We start from the raw sequence: 15,808 nt of genomic DNA on the forward strand, positions 1-15,808 counted from the left end.
ATGATTAATTTGTTATTAGGTATTATTTTTATATTGTTATGTGTCATTTACATACAGTATAAAATGAGAAAAAGTAGTAGTAAAAATTTACGGTACACATATGAAAAGTTAGAAAGTATTGTAAATGAAAAAACAGGCGAGAAGTTACTCGTTATGACGGATGATCTAGAATTGCAAAAATTATTAGTGGCAATTAATCAATTATTAGATGCAAAACAGAAAACGAATGCAGATCATGCAAAAGTAGAAATTTCGATGAGAAAAATGCTTTCAAATATTTCTCATGATTTAAAGACGCCACTAACAGTTATTCTTGGATATATAGAAATGTTAAATAAGGATAAAACGATAAATAAAGAAGAACAACAAATCTTACTTGAAAAGGTGCATGTGAAAACACTAGAAGTAATGGAACTAATTCATAAGTTTTTTGACTTAGCAAAATTAGAATCTGGTGACAAAGCAATCGAGATGACAAAAGTGAATATGAATGAAGTTTGCCGTGAGAAGATTTTATCTTTTTATGATTTAGTGACGTCGAAAGGTTTTCACGTTCATATTGATATACCAGAAAGAAATATATATGCACTTGGAAATGTAGAAGTATTAGGTAGGGTATTGAATAATTTAATATCAAATGCAATTACATACGGAGACGATGGAAAGATACTGGGTATGACGTTAAGAGATGATGAAACGAATGTGTATATAGACGTATGGGATAAAGGAAAAGGGATTGATGAATCTCATATTGATAAAGTGTTTGAGCGTATGTACACACTTGAAGATTCGAGAAATAGATTGTACCAAGGAAGCGGTCTAGGGTTAACGATTACAAAAAGGCTTGTGGAAGCGATGGATGGAAAAATTCATCTTTCTAGTAAGCCGTATGAAAAAACAATTTTTACAGTTGCATTAAAAAAGATGCAGTTTTAGCTTGTAGAGAAGTAGATTCTACAAGCTTTTTTTGCAGCGTAAGGAATTTGTAAGAAACGGGTAAGAAAAAAGAGATTTCCGTTGTCTATTATAGAAATATAAAGTAGTGCGAAAGGGGAAAGTGACATGACCTATATATTAAAAACGAATCAGTTAACGAAAGTGTTTAAAGGGAAAGAAGTTATTTCTAGCGTTAACATGCATGTAAAAAAAGGAGAAATATACGGTTTCTTAGGACCGAATGGTGCTGGTAAAACAACGATTATGAAAATGATTACAAATTTAATAAAACCGACGAGCGGTGAGATTGAAATTTTCGGTGAGAAGTTAACAGACACATCTTATGAAGTATTAAAAAGAATGGGGACAATTATTGAATATCCAATCTTTTATGATAAATTAACGGCGAAAGAAAACTTAGAATTACATTGTGAATATATGGGCTATTACGACAAAAATGAAATTGACCATGCATTACATTTAGTGAAGCTACAAGGGATAGATAATAAAAAAGTAAAAGATTTTTCATTGGGAATGAAACAACGACTTGGTATTGCAAGGGCAATCGTGACAAAGCCAGAATTGCTCATTTTAGATGAACCAATTAACGGTTTAGATCCAATTGGTATTAAAGAGTTACGAGACTTATTTAAAATGCTCTGCAAAGAATATGGCATTACATTATTAGTTTCTAGTCATATTTTAGGTGAGATGGAATTAATGGCGGATACAATTGGTGTCATTCAAAATGGAAAACTAATAAAAGAAGTTTCAATGAAGAGTATTAACGGAAAACAAACAGAGTACATTGAAATTACTGTTCCTGATGTGAAGCGTGCAACTTATATTCTAGAAGATAAACTTGGTATAAAAAATTATAAAATCATGAGCGGAAATATGATTCGTGTGTATGATACGGCAGTGTCTCAGCAAGCCATTTCAAAAGCACTTATTATGAATGATGTGGAAATTGAAAGTATTAATAAGAAACATAGTTCCTTAGAGGAATATTTCTTAAATGTAATGGATGGAGAGGGCATTCATGCTTAATGAATTGTGGCTGAACCTGGTAAGTGGATTAATCGTAATGTTTATAACTGGAATTTTATATTATAGAAAACCAGAGCGGAGATGGTTGTTAATTCTACTAGTGATAGGAATGTTAAGTGTAGTTACTGCTGGAATTAGAATGTTAGCAGTGTAGAGACAGGTATATAAAGAATGGGGGCGTGGTTTGAATGTTTAGATTAATGAAGCTCGAGTGGAAGAAACATCAATTATCTAGTTATTTTAAAGGAGCAGCGATTGGTATTATAGCAATTTTTGCTGTGGTAAGTCTTATGGCATGGGCATCTAAAGTAGAGGATGAGTTGATGTTCTCTAGCTATATGGAATACATGTCTTTAGCAAATATTTTTATTAGAATTACATTTATTATTTTTGCATCGGTTATTCTATCACGTTTAGTGATTGATGAATACAAGAACAAAACAATACAGCTACTATTTATGTACCCACTGCAAAGGAAAATGCTAATGAGAGCGAAATTAGCAATTGTTTTTAGTTTTTGCTTTGTGAGCACGATAATCGCAACATTTATTATTAGTTTGCTCATATTCTGTATGAATCCAATAATAGGAATACTTGAAACGCCTGTTACGATGGGGGAAATAATAGCTACCGTTCCAACTACTATTATAAGTGCATTTATGATATCTGGTATAAGCTTAATTCCTTTATTTTTTGGAATGAGAAAGAAATCGACACCGACAACGATTACTTCAGCAGTAATAATTGGTATGTTGATTAATGGTAACGTTGGTCCTGGAAATGGTCAAGTAAGTATGTTTGATTTTATAGCTATCCCAATCGTGCTCTGTTTATTAGGAATTTTCATTAGTTATCTATCGTATCGAAAAATCGACAAGATTGATGTGGCGTGAAGCAAGCTTAAAACAAAAACGAACTGGGGTATGACTGGTGAAAAAAATAATAGTAATTGCAATATTAGTCATTACAATTGCTAGTGCGGTTTTGGATTTTAAGGTATTTCAGGTGAAAGATTTTAAGCAAGAAAAGTCTTTTGAAATCAATAATATAAAAGAAATAGAAGTAGACAATGAAAACTGGAATATTGAATTTAAAAGTACAGACGCTAATAAAATAGTAATTTCCGCTCAAGGTCAACAAGTAGATAAAGAGATAGATCCCGTCAAAATAGAAAATGACGAAAATAAAATTGTGATTAAGCAAAAACAAAAGGTGACCAAATTTTTTAATGGTTTTACGTTTAGGAAGAGAAATAGTATATGTATAGCTATTCCGAGGAAAGCAATAGACAAAATTGTAGTAAATAATAAATCGGGTGATGTGAAAATAAACGATATAGTAGTAAAAAGTATCGTGACAAAAGGCAAGTCTGGAGATGGAATGATTACAGGACTATCGGCAGAGAAGGGTGAATTCACATCAGAAAGTGGAGATTTAATGTTAAAAGATAGTTCATTACAAGAAGTAAATATAACTTCTACTACTGGCGATAATTATGTGAAAAATGTAAAAAACGAAAATGTGAACATCACTTCAACATCTGGGGAAGTATTACTGAAAGATATGACAGAAGGAAAATCATTATTTGTAGAAACAAAATCAGGAGATATTGGCGTACGGTATAAAGGTGTTCCGATTTCTTTAAAACTTACGACTAAAAGTAATTCGTCTGACGTAATGATAGATTTAAAAGGACTTAAGAAAGATAAAAATACAGAAAAAATAAAAGCGGGAACCATTGGTGATGCAAAAAACGAAGTGAAGATTTCAAGTGAAACAGGAGCGATTTATATCGATTAAAATGTAAATGAAAGGAGGACTATTATGCTACATCTTATGAAGCTAGAAATGAAGAAGTTTAAGCTTGGATGGTATGTAAGGGGAGCGATTATTGCAAATATCATTATACTGGCATTATTAATCTTTGTTAGTTTCATTGCACAAATAGAAGGAGATCCAGAAATAAGAGATCCGCAGATGATTTTATTAATGGCTAGTACAGTAGTAAGAGCAACGTTTATTGTTTTTGGTAGTGTATTAATCGCAAGGCTAATAATTGGTGAATATAAAAATAAAACAATACTACTTATGTTTTCTTATCCTATTAATCGGAAGAAAATGATGGCTAGTAAGTTGGCTATTGCAGCAATAGTAACATTTATAACAGTTATTGTATCTAACATTTTAATAGTAGGGATTTTCTTTGGTATAGATAGCTATTTTTCAATTCTTCCTAATTCATTCACAGTAGATCAATTGGTACAAGAAGGAATAAAACTAGTTCCTTTAGCCATTGCAACTGCGGGAATGAGTTTAATCCCATTATATTTCGGAATGCGTAAACGTTCCGTACCAACTACAATTGTTTCATCTCTTATCGTTGTCACAATTGCAATGAATAATGGCAACCCAGCGTTTTCTACAGCAACTTTTCTTCCCCTTCAACTAGCACTCGCAGCAATTGGAGTTGTGATTGCATATTACGGAATAAAAAATATAGAGAAGGAAGATATAACTGTATGATAAGAATACGTAAAAAAAGAGTTGGTGTTACACCAACTCTTTTTGTATATGTATGCTTCGTTACTACTCTGTAAATTTAGAGTGTGTGCTTAAATACTTTTGCACTCCTGGAGAAATGTTAAAGTTATTAGGACTTTTATATTCGATAGTAAACTCTCCGTCTTTATTTGTTTCAAAGGCGATTGCATAGCTATTCATTTTAGCATCGTAAGAAGTGTTTTTGACTTCTGCATCTAGATTAAAATATTTTGTAATATACTCTTTTGATTCCGTAATTGCTGCTTGTTTTCCCCAAGGGGTACCATAATAGGTGAAATAAAGAGATACACTAATAACTCCAATAATAGAAGTTAATAAAATAGTTCCCAGAGCTATTTTTTTATTTTTTGTATTCAATTTGGTTACTCCTCTTCATAGTATGTATTCATTTTAACCTATCTTTTCCATAAAACAACCATTTAGAAAAAATAGTTTCACATGAAACAAGTTACAGAAAAAGACAAGATGTGTAAACACCTTGTCTTTTTCTGTTGTTACATTTTAGGTGCTTCCATTCCAGCAGCAGCCCATTCTTCTTTTGCGGGTCCATACACGCCAGGAACTGTTAAGCCAGCTTGTCTCATTAAAACCGTCATTTGTCCGCGGTGGTGATTTTGATGATTAATAAGTGTCATTAAAAATATAGAATTTGGCATAGGACGACCAAAGAAGTCATTAATAGTTGCTAAATCTTTATCAGTCCATTCGCTTTGAAGTGCTTCAACAAAAGCCGCATTCACTTTACGATACCCATCTGCAATTGTTTTAGCTGAAGTTGGTACAGGATAATCTTTCGTTTCTCCTTCAAATTTAAGTCCTGTACCAGATAGTATAACTGGAATTGCCGTCACGATATGCCAAGCAACTCTGCCTAACGTCCAGTGCCCAGGTGCGATTTCCTGTGATAAAGACTCATCTGTTAATGCATCGAGCATCTTTTGAGTAGACTCAGCCTCGTATGTCCATGATTGCAAGAAGCCTTCAATAGTTTGGTACATAGTTATCCCTCCTATTTTTGTTCATAGATTAAATTCGTGAGAGATTATAGAATCCCTGTTCAATAAGAAATATTGAGTTAAGCATTTACCGCAATAGAAAAATAATTGAGGAATATTTAAAAAACTTCAGAAAAACGTTCTTATTCATTCGTATATGTAATGCATAGAGCATGGGATAAAGGATACAGAAATAGTAGAAGGTCTTCGAAAATAAGATATGTTAGCGCCGTATACAGCAAATGTAAAAAAGGGATTTCGTTTAATCAAGGAGGCAAAAGTACAAGCAAAAGAAGAGTTTGTTGCATGTAATAATTACTGGAATGTACGCAATAAACCTGTATGTGTATACCCACCAAATAAAGTTTTTTATTACTTGCTGGTACTTAAAAGATTGAATTTGAAGGAAGGGATCAACATGTCTTCATGGCTCAATAATACAAATGGATATTGTAGTTGTAATAATCAAAATGGTGTACATGTTGATTCGTGCTGTTTTAGTTGCGATGGGACAGTTCCTAAGCTGGGCCCAACAGGTCCGACGGGTCCAACAGGGGCAACGGGAATAACAGGAGTAACAGGTCCAACGGGAGCGACCGGATCAACGGGAATAACAGGTCCAACAGGGACAACGGGAATAATAGGATCAACAGGTCCAACGGGAGTAACAGGTACAAGTATTACGGCGACATATGCATTTGCAAATAATACGTCAGGAACGGCGATATCGGTACTTCTAGGTGGGACGAACGTACCACTTCCAAATAATCAAAACATCGGTCCGGGAATTACTGTTTCTGGTGGGAATACAGTATTTACGGTTGCAAATGCTGGGAATTATTATATTTCATATTCGATTAATATAACAGCTTCATTATTGGTCAGTTCACGAATTACAATTAATGGAGCACCACTTGCTGGGACGATAAATTCTCCTGCTGTAGCAACCACATCATTTAGCGCAACAATTATTACAACTCTTGCAGCAGGAGATGCTATTAGCTTGCAATTATTTGGTTTGTTAGCTGTCGCAACATTATCAACAACTACTCCAGGAGCAGTGTTAACGATAATAAGATTGAGCTAAACCATAACTCTCTTATTCTTTTATAGATTAGGAGGGGTTATACATATAATAAGAAGTTAATGAAGTAAAGCATAGTTATATAAAAGTCAGAATATTATGATTGTAACGTTATGGCGACTATAATATAATGAAAACAACCATCATGAATGAACATTCATTTATTTTTTATGTATTTGAAGGGGGAATGAAGGTGGAAAAACCATGGTTGAAAAGTTATCCAGAGGAAATTCCGAGTACGATTTCTTATGATATTCAGCCGCTTCATAGATATGTAGAACAGATGGCTTCTCGTTATCCAGAAAAGAAAGCGCTTCACTTTTTGGGGAAGGATATTACATTTTCAGACTTCCATGATAAGGTGAAGAGGTTTGCAAATTATCTTCAAAAGCTCGGTGTGGAAAAGGGTGATCGAGTTGCTATTATGTTGCCGAACTGTCCACAAGCTGTAATTGGCTATTACGGTACATTACTTGCGGGAGGTATCGTAGTACAAACAAATCCACTGTATACAGAAAGGGAATTAGAATACCAGCTTCATGATTCGGGAGCAAAAGTAATTCTTTGTCTCGATTTAGTGTTTCCAAGAGTAACGAATGTTCAATCTGCTACAAAAATTGAACATATTATCGTAACCCGTATTGCGGACTTTTTACCCTTCCCTAAAAATCTATTGTATCCATTTGTGCAGAAAAAACAGTCGAATTTAGTTGTGAAAGTATCAGAGAGTGAAACGACTCATCTTTGGAACTCAGTAGAAATAGAAGTGAATACGGATGTTGAAGTGCCTTGTGATCCTGAAAATGATCTCGCTCTTTTACAGTACACAGGAGGAACAACTGGATTTCCGAAAGGAGTTATGTTAACGCATAAAAACCTTGTTTCTAACACGTTGATGGGGGTTCACTGGTTATATAATTGCAAAGAAGGAGAAGAAGTTATTCTTGGAGTTCTTCCGTTTTTCCACGTATACGGCATGACGGCTGTCATGAATTTGAGTGTTATGCAAGGATACAAAATGGTTTTGATTCCAAAGTTTGATATGAAAATGGTTTTTGAAGCGATTAAGAAGCATAAAGTGACATTGTTCCCAGGGGCACCAACTATTTATATCGCTCTTTTAAATAGCTCACTTTTAAAACAATACGATATCTCTTCCATTCGTGCTTGTATTAGTGGCTCAGCACCACTTCCAGTAGAAGTACAGGAAAAGTTTGAAACAGTTACAGGTGGTAAACTAGTAGAGGGATACGGTTTAACAGAATCATCTCCGGTTACACATAGTAATTTTTTATGGGAAAAGCGAGTACCAGGTAGTATTGGAGTTCCATGGCCAGATACCGAAGCGATAATTATGTCGCTTGAAACTGGTGAGGCATTACCTCCAGGTGAAATTGGTGAAATAGTTGTTAAAGGTCCTCAAATTATGAAAGGTTATTGGAATAAGCCAGAGGAAACAGCGGCTGTATTGCAAGATGGTTGGCTTCATACAGGGGATGTTGGTTACATGGATGAAGATGGATTCTTCTATGTGAAAGATCGTAAGAAAGATATGATTGTTGCTAGCGGTTTTAACGTATATCCTCGTGAAGTAGAAGAAGTGTTATATGAACATGAAAAGGTGCAAGAAGTAGTGACAATTGGTGTTCCAGATCCGTACCGAGGAGAGACGGTTAAAGCATTTGTTGTGTTAAAAGAAGGTGCGGAGTGTTCAGAGGAAGAATTAAACCAGTTTGCACGTAAATATTTAGCAGCCTATAAAGTGCCTAAAGTATATGAGTTTAGAGATGAACTGCCGAAAACGACAGTCGGAAAAATCTTACGACGTGTCTTAATTGATGAAGAGAAAAGAAAGAATGAGGATGAGCAAACGGGCTAAGGCCCTTTCTTTTTGAAAAAATAGGATTGACACTTTTCTAAATAGTCAGTATTATAAGAATATGAATGACTATTCATTCAGTCATCTTCTTGAAGGGGACAGTAAAGTGAGGAAAAATAGACCGAAATACAATCAAATTATTGATGCGGCAGTCATTGTGATTGCGGAGAATGGGTACCACCAAGCGCAAGTTTCTAAAATTGCAAAGCAAGCTGGGGTAGCTGATGGCACGATTTATTTATATTTTAAAAATAAAGAAGATATATTAATATCCTTATTCCAAGAGAAAATGGGAGAATTTGTCGAAACAATTCGTCAAAAAACAGCAGGAATTGAAAGCGCTGTATCGAAGTTATTCATGTTGGTAGAAACGCACTTCTTGCTGTTGTCACAAAATGATCCTCTTGCTATCGTTACGCAATTAGAGCTAAGACAGTCCAATCAAGACTTACGCCTGAAAATAAATGAAGTATTAAAAGGCTACTTACAAGTTATGGATGAGATTTTAGAGACAGGTATAAAGCAAGGTGAATTCCAAGCGGATTTAAATGTTCGCGTGGCAAGACAAATGATCTTTGGAACAGTAGATGAAGTTGTGACCAATTGGGTAATGAGCGATCATAAGTATGATCTGGTCGCACTTTCAAAAACGGTACACGGGCTACTTATTGCAGCTTGTGGTTATCGTCAATAATGGGAGGGATCATGTTGAAATTCCTATCTGTAAGAGTTGAAGATCATATCGCGGTGGCAACGTTAAATCATGCGCCGGCTAACGCGATGTCTTCACAAGTTATGCATGACGTTACTGAATTAATTGATCAAGTGGAGAAGGATGATAACATTCGTGTTGTTGTTATTCACGGTGAAGGGCGCTTCTTCTCGGCAGGAGCAGATATTAAAGAATTTACATCTGTTACTGAAGCGAAGCAAGCGACAGAATTAGCACAGCTTGGACAAGTTACGTTTGAGCGTGTTGAAAAATGTTCAAAACCAGTTATCGCGGCAATTCATGGAGCGGCACTTGGCGGCGGCCTTGAGTTTGCTATGTCTTGCCACATGCGCTTTGCAACTGAAAGTACAAAACTTGGTTTACCTGAATTAACACTTGGATTAATTCCTGGATTTGCAGGTACACAGCGATTACCACGTTATGTTGGGAAAGCGAAAGCTTGTGAAATGATGTTAACAAGTACACCGATTACTGGTGCAGAAGCATTAAAATGGGGACTTGTTAACGGAGTTTTTGCTGAAGAAACATTTTTAGATGATACGCTTAAAGTTGCAAAACAGATTGCTGGAAAAAGCCCAGCGACAACTCGTGCTGTACTAGAGTTATTGCAAACGACGAAATCGTCTCATTATTATGAAGGTGTACAACGCGAAGCTCAAATCTTTGGTGAAGTATTTACGAGTGAAGATGGAAGAGAAGGTGTAGCAGCGTTTTTAGAAAAACGTAAGCCTTCATTTAGTGGCAGGTAGTTCAATTATTTTTTTAATATAAATTAACAGAAAATTAAAATTGATAGAATCTTTCTGAAAAACAAGGGGGTAAATGGAATGAACATCTACGTACTCATGAAACGAACATTTGATACAGAAGAAAAAATCGTAATTAAAAACGGTGCAATTTACGATGGCGAAGCGGAATTCATCATCAACCCTTACGATGAATATGCGATTGAAGAAGCAATTCAAGTAAGAGACGCACAAGGTGGAGAAGTTACTGTTGTAACAGTCGGTGGCGAAGATAGTGAGAAAGAACTTCGTACAGCATTAGCGATGGGCTGTGATAAAGCGGTATTAATTAATATTGAAGATGATGTGGAAAATGGTGACCAGTTCACGACAGCAAAAGTTCTTGCTGAATATTTAAAAGATAAAGATGCAGATTTAATTTTAGGCGGAAACGTTGCAATTGATGGTGCATCTGGACAAGTTGGTCCACGCGTAGCTGAAGCATTAAATATTCCGTACGTAACGACAATTACAAAACTTGAGATTGACGGTACAAACGTGAAAATTGAACGTGACGTTGAAGGTGATACAGAAGTAATTGAAACATCATTACCAGTATTAGTAACAGCACAACAAGGTTTAAATGAACCTCGTTATCCATCACTTCCAGGTATTATGAAGGCGAAGAAAAAGCCACTAGAGGAAGTAGAGTTAGATGATTTAGATTTAGAAGAAGATGATGTGGAAGCAAAGACAAAAACAATTGAAATCTATTTGCCTCCTAAGAAAGATGCAGGAAAAGTGTTACAAGGCGAGCTGCAAGATCAAGTAAAAGAACTTGTATCGTTGCTCCATACAGAAGCGAAAGTAATCTAATAAAATACGAAATTATATATGCAGGAGGGAAAATCTATGGCTCGTAAAGTATTAGTAATGGGTGAGGTTCGTGATGGATCGCTACGTAACGTTTCGTTTGAAGCGGTAGCGGCAGCAAAAACAATTGCAGAAGGCGGTGAAGTAGTAGGTCTTCTAGTTGGAGACAGCGTTGCTTCTTTTGCAAATGAATTGATTCATTACGGTGCAGATCGCGTTGTGACAGTTGAAAATGATAAATTAAAATCATATACATCTGATGGTTATGCACAAGCATTTTTAGCTGTATATGCTGAAGAAAATCCAGAAGGTATTGTATTTGGACATACAGCACTTGGTAAAGATTTATCACCAAAATTAGCAGCGAAGCTTGAAGCTGGTCTAGTTTCTGACGTAACTGCTTTAGAAGTTGAGGGTGGAAATGTGATCTTCACTCGTCCAATCTACTCTGGTAAAGCATTCGAGAAGAAGATTGTAACTGATGGTATATTATTTGCAACAGTGCGTCCAAATAACATTGCAACACTTGAAAAAGATGAGTCTCGCAGTGGTGACGTATCTTCTATTACAGTAGATGTGAAAGACCTACGTACAATCATCCAAGATGTTGTCCGTAAAACAGCAGAAGGTGTTGATCTTTCTGAAGCGAAAGTGATTATCGCGGGCGGACGTGGTGTGAAGAGTGAAGACGGATTTAAACCATTAAAAGAGTTAGCTGACGTACTAGGCGGCGCTGTTGGGGCATCTCGTGGTGCTTGTGACGCTGAGTACTGTGATTACTCATTACAAATTGGTCAAACTGGTAAAGTTGTTACGCCAGACCTATACATTGCATGCGGTATTTCTGGTGCGATTCAGCATTTAGCTGGTATGTCTAACTCAAAAATAATCGTTGCGATTAATAAAGACCCAGAAGCAAGTATCTTCAAAGTAGCTGACTATGGCATTGTTGGCGATTTATTTGAAGTCGTACCTCTTTTAACAGAAGAGTTTAAAAAGTTAAAAGTACATTCATGATTTGAGTACCCTTGAGTTCCAAGTGAAGTACCCCTATATATAGAAAAAGGTGAGAGATCCCCTGTCTCTCATCTTTTTAGTATTTAATCCGTATTTTTATATAGTATAAAGGAACACTTTTTTGTTACAATACATAACGATACATATTATTCGCCACGTATATAAGTTAATGATATACTCTTGGTAGAATATACTTGAAGGAGGAAATAAAATGGCAATTGTAAACGCAAATGACCAAAGCTTCGCAGCTGAAACTAGCGAAGGTGTTGTATTATTAGATTTCTGGGCACCTTGGTGTGGACCTTGTAAAATGATCGCTCCTGTATTAGAGGAAATTGATGCAGAACTAGGCGAAAAAGTAAAAGTAGTAAAAGTAGACGTGGATGAAAACCAAGAAACTGCGCGTCAATTCGAAGTAATGAGTATTCCAGCTCTTTTCGTATTAAAAGACGGTAAAGTAGTTGATCAAGCGTTAGGTTACAAACCGAAAGAAGCGTTAGTAGAATTAGTTTCTAAACACTTCTAAAATAAAAGGGCTACCATTTGGTAGCTTTTTTTATTTTCCTTTTTTACACCTTTCCGTTACAATAAAAGAACGTATGTTGGGTGTTTTGGCATAGTATGTTTTCATGTGAAAATAAAAATGCTAAGCATGTAGAAATGGAGGGTAACGAGTGCACGAACATTTAAAAGAGAAGTTGGCTATTTTACCAGATCAACCTGGTTGTTATTTAATGAAAGATAAGCAAGGAACGGTTATATATGTCGGAAAGGCAAAAGTGCTTAAAAATCGTGTGCGCTCGTACTTTACTGGTTCGCATGACGGGAAAACACTTCGGCTAGTAGGAGAAATTGTAGATTTTGAATATATTGTAACCTCTTCAAATCTAGAGGCTCTCATTTTAGAGTTAAACTTAATAAAGAAACATGATCCAAAATATAATATTCAATTAAAAGATGATAAAACATATCCTTTTATTAAAATTACAGCTGAGAAACAGCCGCGATTACTTATTACGCGAAATGTAAAAAAGGATAAGGGAAAGTATTTTGGCCCTTACCCGAATGCACAATCAGCTCATGAAACAAAAAAACTGCTAGATCGTATGTATCCGCTTCGTAAGTGCTCAAATATGCCCGATAAAGTTTGTTTATATTATCATATGGGTCAATGTTTAGCACCTTGTGTGAAAGAAGTGACAGAAGAACAAAACAAAGAAATTGTAGATGAAATTATTAAGTTTTTAAATGGTGGACATAAAGAAGTTCGTTCAGAATTAGAAACAAAAATGTATGAAGCTTCAGAGAAACTAGAGTTTGAACGTGCAAAAGAGTTACGTGATCAAATCGCTCATATCGATGCGATTATGGAAAAACAAAAGATGATTATGAGTGATTTAGTGGATCGTGATGTGTTTGGGTATGCAGTTGATAAAGGGTGGATGTGTGTTCAAGTTTTCTTCGTTCGAAAAGGAAAGCTAATCGAACGTGATGTTTCTATGTTTCCAATATACGATGAACCAGAAGAGGGATTCTTAACGTTTATCGGTCAATTTTATGAAAACAGCAGTCACTTTAAGCCGAAGGAAATTGTCGTTCCAGGAAGTATAGACTCAGAATTAGTAGAGCGCTTTTTAGAAGTGGAAGCGACACAGCCAAAACGAGGTAAGAAAAAAGATCTTGTAGAACTGGCAAATAAAAATGCGAAGATTGCTCTTGAAGAGAAATTCTATTTAATTGAACGTGATGAAGAGCGAACGATTAAAGCTGTAGAAAATTTAGGGAAGCAGCTCGGCATTGAAACGCCTTACCGTATTGAAGCGTTTGATAACTCAAATATTCAAGGTACAAATCCTGTTTCTGCTATGATTGCTTTTATTGATGGGAAGCCAGCTAAGAAAGAATATAGGAAATATAAAATTAAGACGGTTCAAGGACCAGATGATTATGAGTCTATGAGAGAAGTTGTGAGACGCCGTTATACAAGGGCACTGAAAGAGAGTTTACCTTTGCCAGATTTAATCATTATTGATGGCGGAAAAGGTCATCTGGCGGCTGCAAGTGATATTCTAGAAAATGAGCTAGGTTTATACATTCCGATGGCAGGGCTTGTAAAAGATGACAAACATAAAACATCCCATTTAATTATTGGAGATCCACCTGAACCTGTGATGCTTGAGAGAAATAGCCAAGAATTTTATTTATTGCAGCGCATTCAAGATGAAGTGCATCGATTTGCGATTACATTCCATCGTCAATTACACGGAAAATCTGTCATTCAATCAGCACTGGATGATATTCCAGGAATCGGTGATAAACGAAAAAAGGTATTGTTAAAACATTTTGGTTCATTAAAGAAGATGAAAGAAGCTTCTGTGGGAGAATTTGTCGAAGCGGGTATGCCGAAAAATGTCGCAGAGACGATTTATACTTATTTAGCGGATAAGAAGACGTTGTAGTTTACAACGTCTTCTATTTTTTGGTATAATTTCTGAAGATTTAAAATAAATTCAAATGAATGAAAATACAAAAAAGTCAACTAAACTTATATGTCTAGTTGACTGCAGGTAATGCTACACTTCAATGAGATCTTTTATATCCCATTTCACAAGAAATGTAATAGAGTCTGAACGTTTTTTCTTTTCTTCGTAGGACTCTGCAACGACGTTACGTTGCTTTTGAATTTGTTCAGCGATGAATCCAGCTTCTAATTGATAAGAAGAATGTCTTTTTTGTTTTTGACGTTCAGCAATGAGTGTGCCTTTAAGTTGGAACTGCATTTCACGACGCTTATGTTCAATAATGCTTAAAGTTCCCCAGCCAGCTTTTTCAAAGAACTGAATGACTTCTTCAATTGTTTCTAGTGGATATTTTCTTGCAAGGTTTCTACCGGACCAGTATAAAATACCATCTAAATCGTTACCGATTAAATCAGGTAGTAATTCTTCACGTAGCAATTCATAAGCAAAGGCGTTCAATGAAACATCTTCTAAAGATGTTGTATCGATTGTATTTTTACTCAAAATATTCCCCTCTTTCTATAGGGATTATTATATAACATTTCTCATTTATAAAAACAGATTTTTCTTTGGGGAAATCTGAATATATAAGAAGAAAAAAAGAATTGGCAAATTATATGCAAATTATGTATACGTTTTCTTGACGCTTCGACAAAAATAGGAGTAAAATGAACTTGGTATCAAATTATGCTGAAATATTTCGAATAATTTTTTCAGTTTTTCTTATGCCAATAGTGAAAAAACATTATTGCTATAAACTAATCTGAAAACAGCAGTCAATCATTCAAGGGGGGTAATGGGGACATGAAAGGCCGCGAGTATACGTTTCGTAAGTGGCACTCATTAATGGGGGTCATCCCGGTTGGTGTCTTTTTGACACAACATTTAATTGTAAACAACTTTGCAACACGAGGAGCAGAGGCTTTTAACAAAGCTGCAGGCTTTATGGAGCTCCTTCCATTCCGGTATGCGCTAGAAATTTTCATTATCTTTTTACCAATACTGTACCATGCTATATATGGCTTATATATTGCATTTACAGCTAAGAACAATGCGGTTTCTTACGGTTATTTCCGTAACTGGATGTTCGTCTTCCAAAGAATTTCAGGTATCGTTACACTGATTTTCATTTCTTGGCATGTCTGGGAAACTCGTATTCAAGCAATGTTAGGTAAAGAGGTAAACTATGATATGATGGCAGATATTTTAAACAATCCAGCTATGTTTGCATTCTACTTAGTTGGTGTTGTTTCAACAATTTTCCACTTTGCAAATGGACTATGGACATTCTGCATCAGCTGGGGAATTACAGTATCTCCACGTTCACAAAGAATCTCTACTTATGTAACATTAGCTATTTTCTTAGGTCTATCTTATGTAGGTGTGAGTGCATTATTAGCGTTCATCGATCCACAGCTAGCAAACCAGTAAGGAG

General features: G+C 35.5%; 18 protein-coding genes. 15 read left to right on the forward strand and 3 right to left on the reverse strand.

The genetic code is table 11. The features are described from left to right. The 6 genes from DN390_RS04110 (at position 1) to DN390_RS04130 (ending at position 4,509) form a co-directional block, all read left to right on the forward strand. Positions 1-936, forward strand: a complete 936-nt coding sequence (locus tag DN390_RS04110) for a HAMP domain-containing histidine kinase (RefSeq protein WP_147806665.1) — start codon at positions 1-3, stop codon at positions 934-936. A gap of 126 nt (positions 937-1,062) precedes the next feature. Next, positions 1,063-1,986, forward strand: a complete 924-nt coding sequence (locus tag DN390_RS04115) for an ABC transporter ATP-binding protein (RefSeq protein WP_147806666.1) — start codon at positions 1,063-1,065, stop codon at positions 1,984-1,986. Further along, positions 1,979-2,140 carry a hypothetical protein gene (locus DN390_RS30560; RefSeq protein ID WP_179955736.1) on the forward strand — a complete coding sequence of 54 codons (162 nt, stop codon included), beginning with the start codon at positions 1,979-1,981 and terminating at the stop codon, positions 2,138-2,140. The genes DN390_RS04115 and DN390_RS30560 overlap by 8 nt, the downstream gene beginning before the upstream one ends. 34 nt (positions 2,141-2,174) lie before the next feature. Continuing rightward, the gene (locus tag DN390_RS04120) at positions 2,175-2,879 is read left to right on the forward strand and encodes an ABC transporter permease (RefSeq protein ID WP_147806667.1); all 705 of its coding nucleotides are present in this window, start codon (positions 2,175-2,177) and stop codon (positions 2,877-2,879) included. 37 nt (positions 2,880-2,916) lie between these two features. Beyond that, a complete protein-coding gene (locus DN390_RS04125; RefSeq protein WP_147806668.1) occupies positions 2,917-3,786 on the forward strand; it encodes a DUF4097 family beta strand repeat-containing protein in 870 nt (289 codons plus the stop codon). A 24-nt stretch (positions 3,787-3,810) separates the two neighbouring features. Then, positions 3,811-4,509 carry an ABC transporter permease gene (locus DN390_RS04130; RefSeq protein WP_147806669.1) on the forward strand — a complete coding sequence of 233 codons (699 nt, stop codon included), beginning with the start codon at positions 3,811-3,813 and terminating at the stop codon, positions 4,507-4,509. A gap of 63 nt (positions 4,510-4,572) precedes the next feature. On the opposite strand, the gene DN390_RS04135 is transcribed toward DN390_RS04130, so the two are convergent. Continuing rightward, positions 4,573-4,905 (reverse strand): YfjL-like protein, encoded by a 333-nt coding sequence (locus DN390_RS04135; protein WP_147806670.1) that lies wholly within the window; start codon positions 4,903-4,905, stop codon positions 4,573-4,575. Positions 4,906-5,042: 137 nt separating this feature from the next. After that, positions 5,043-5,546 carry a DinB family protein gene (locus tag DN390_RS04140; protein WP_147806671.1) on the reverse strand — a complete coding sequence of 168 codons (504 nt, stop codon included), beginning with the start codon at positions 5,544-5,546 and terminating at the stop codon, positions 5,043-5,045. A gap of 415 nt (positions 5,547-5,961) precedes the next feature. Between DN390_RS04140 and DN390_RS04145 the strand changes: the two genes are divergently transcribed. From DN390_RS04145 to uvrC, 8 genes are all read left to right on the forward strand, one after another. After that, entirely contained in the window at positions 5,962-6,630 is a 669-nt protein-coding gene (locus DN390_RS04145; protein WP_147806672.1) for a BclA C-terminal domain-containing protein, read from the forward strand. 190 nt (positions 6,631-6,820) lie between these two features. Further along, positions 6,821-8,506: a long-chain-fatty-acid--CoA ligase gene (locus tag DN390_RS04150; RefSeq protein WP_147806673.1), complete on the forward strand. Its 1,686-nt coding sequence runs from the start codon at positions 6,821-6,823 to the stop codon at positions 8,504-8,506. A gap of 106 nt (positions 8,507-8,612) precedes the next feature. Beyond that, positions 8,613-9,200: a TetR/AcrR family transcriptional regulator gene (locus tag DN390_RS04155; protein WP_080468722.1), complete on the forward strand. Its 588-nt coding sequence runs from the start codon at positions 8,613-8,615 to the stop codon at positions 9,198-9,200. 11 nt (positions 9,201-9,211) lie between these two features. Beyond that, positions 9,212-9,988, forward strand: a complete 777-nt coding sequence (locus DN390_RS04160; RefSeq protein ID WP_060632452.1) for an enoyl-CoA hydratase — start codon at positions 9,212-9,214, stop codon at positions 9,986-9,988. 78 nt (positions 9,989-10,066) lie between these two features. Next, the gene (gene etfB, locus DN390_RS04165) at positions 10,067-10,840 is read left to right on the forward strand and encodes an electron transfer flavoprotein subunit beta (protein WP_001029031.1); all 774 of its coding nucleotides are present in this window, start codon (positions 10,067-10,069) and stop codon (positions 10,838-10,840) included. Positions 10,841-10,876: 36 nt separating this feature from the next. Then, entirely contained in the window at positions 10,877-11,854 is a 978-nt protein-coding gene (gene etfA, locus DN390_RS04170; RefSeq protein ID WP_000101963.1) for an electron transfer flavoprotein subunit alpha, read from the forward strand. Positions 11,855-12,065: 211 nt separating this feature from the next. Further along, positions 12,066-12,380: a thioredoxin gene (trxA, locus tag DN390_RS04175; RefSeq protein WP_001018943.1), complete on the forward strand. Its 315-nt coding sequence runs from the start codon at positions 12,066-12,068 to the stop codon at positions 12,378-12,380. Positions 12,381-12,528: 148 nt separating this feature from the next. Then, positions 12,529-14,313 (forward strand): excinuclease ABC subunit C, encoded by a 1,785-nt coding sequence (uvrC, locus tag DN390_RS04180; RefSeq protein ID WP_097951087.1) that lies wholly within the window; start codon positions 12,529-12,531, stop codon positions 14,311-14,313. 114 nt (positions 14,314-14,427) lie between these two features. Here uvrC and DN390_RS04185 read toward each other — a convergent pair whose 3' ends face one another. Beyond that, complete coding sequence (locus DN390_RS04185; RefSeq protein ID WP_000042224.1) at positions 14,428-14,877, reverse strand: YslB family protein; 450 nt, start codon at positions 14,875-14,877, stop codon at positions 14,428-14,430. Positions 14,878-15,177: 300 nt separating this feature from the next. Between DN390_RS04185 and sdhC the strand changes: the two genes are divergently transcribed. Further along, a complete protein-coding gene (sdhC, locus tag DN390_RS04190; protein ID WP_000678354.1) occupies positions 15,178-15,804 on the forward strand; it encodes a succinate dehydrogenase cytochrome B558 in 627 nt (208 codons plus the stop codon). Positions 15,805-15,808 lie beyond the last annotated feature (4 nt).

Source organism: Bacillus sp. SH7-1, assembly GCF_008042405.1.
In the GTDB taxonomy this organism is placed as follows: domain Bacteria; phylum Bacillota; class Bacilli; order Bacillales; family Bacillaceae_G; genus Bacillus_A; species Bacillus_A thuringiensis_N.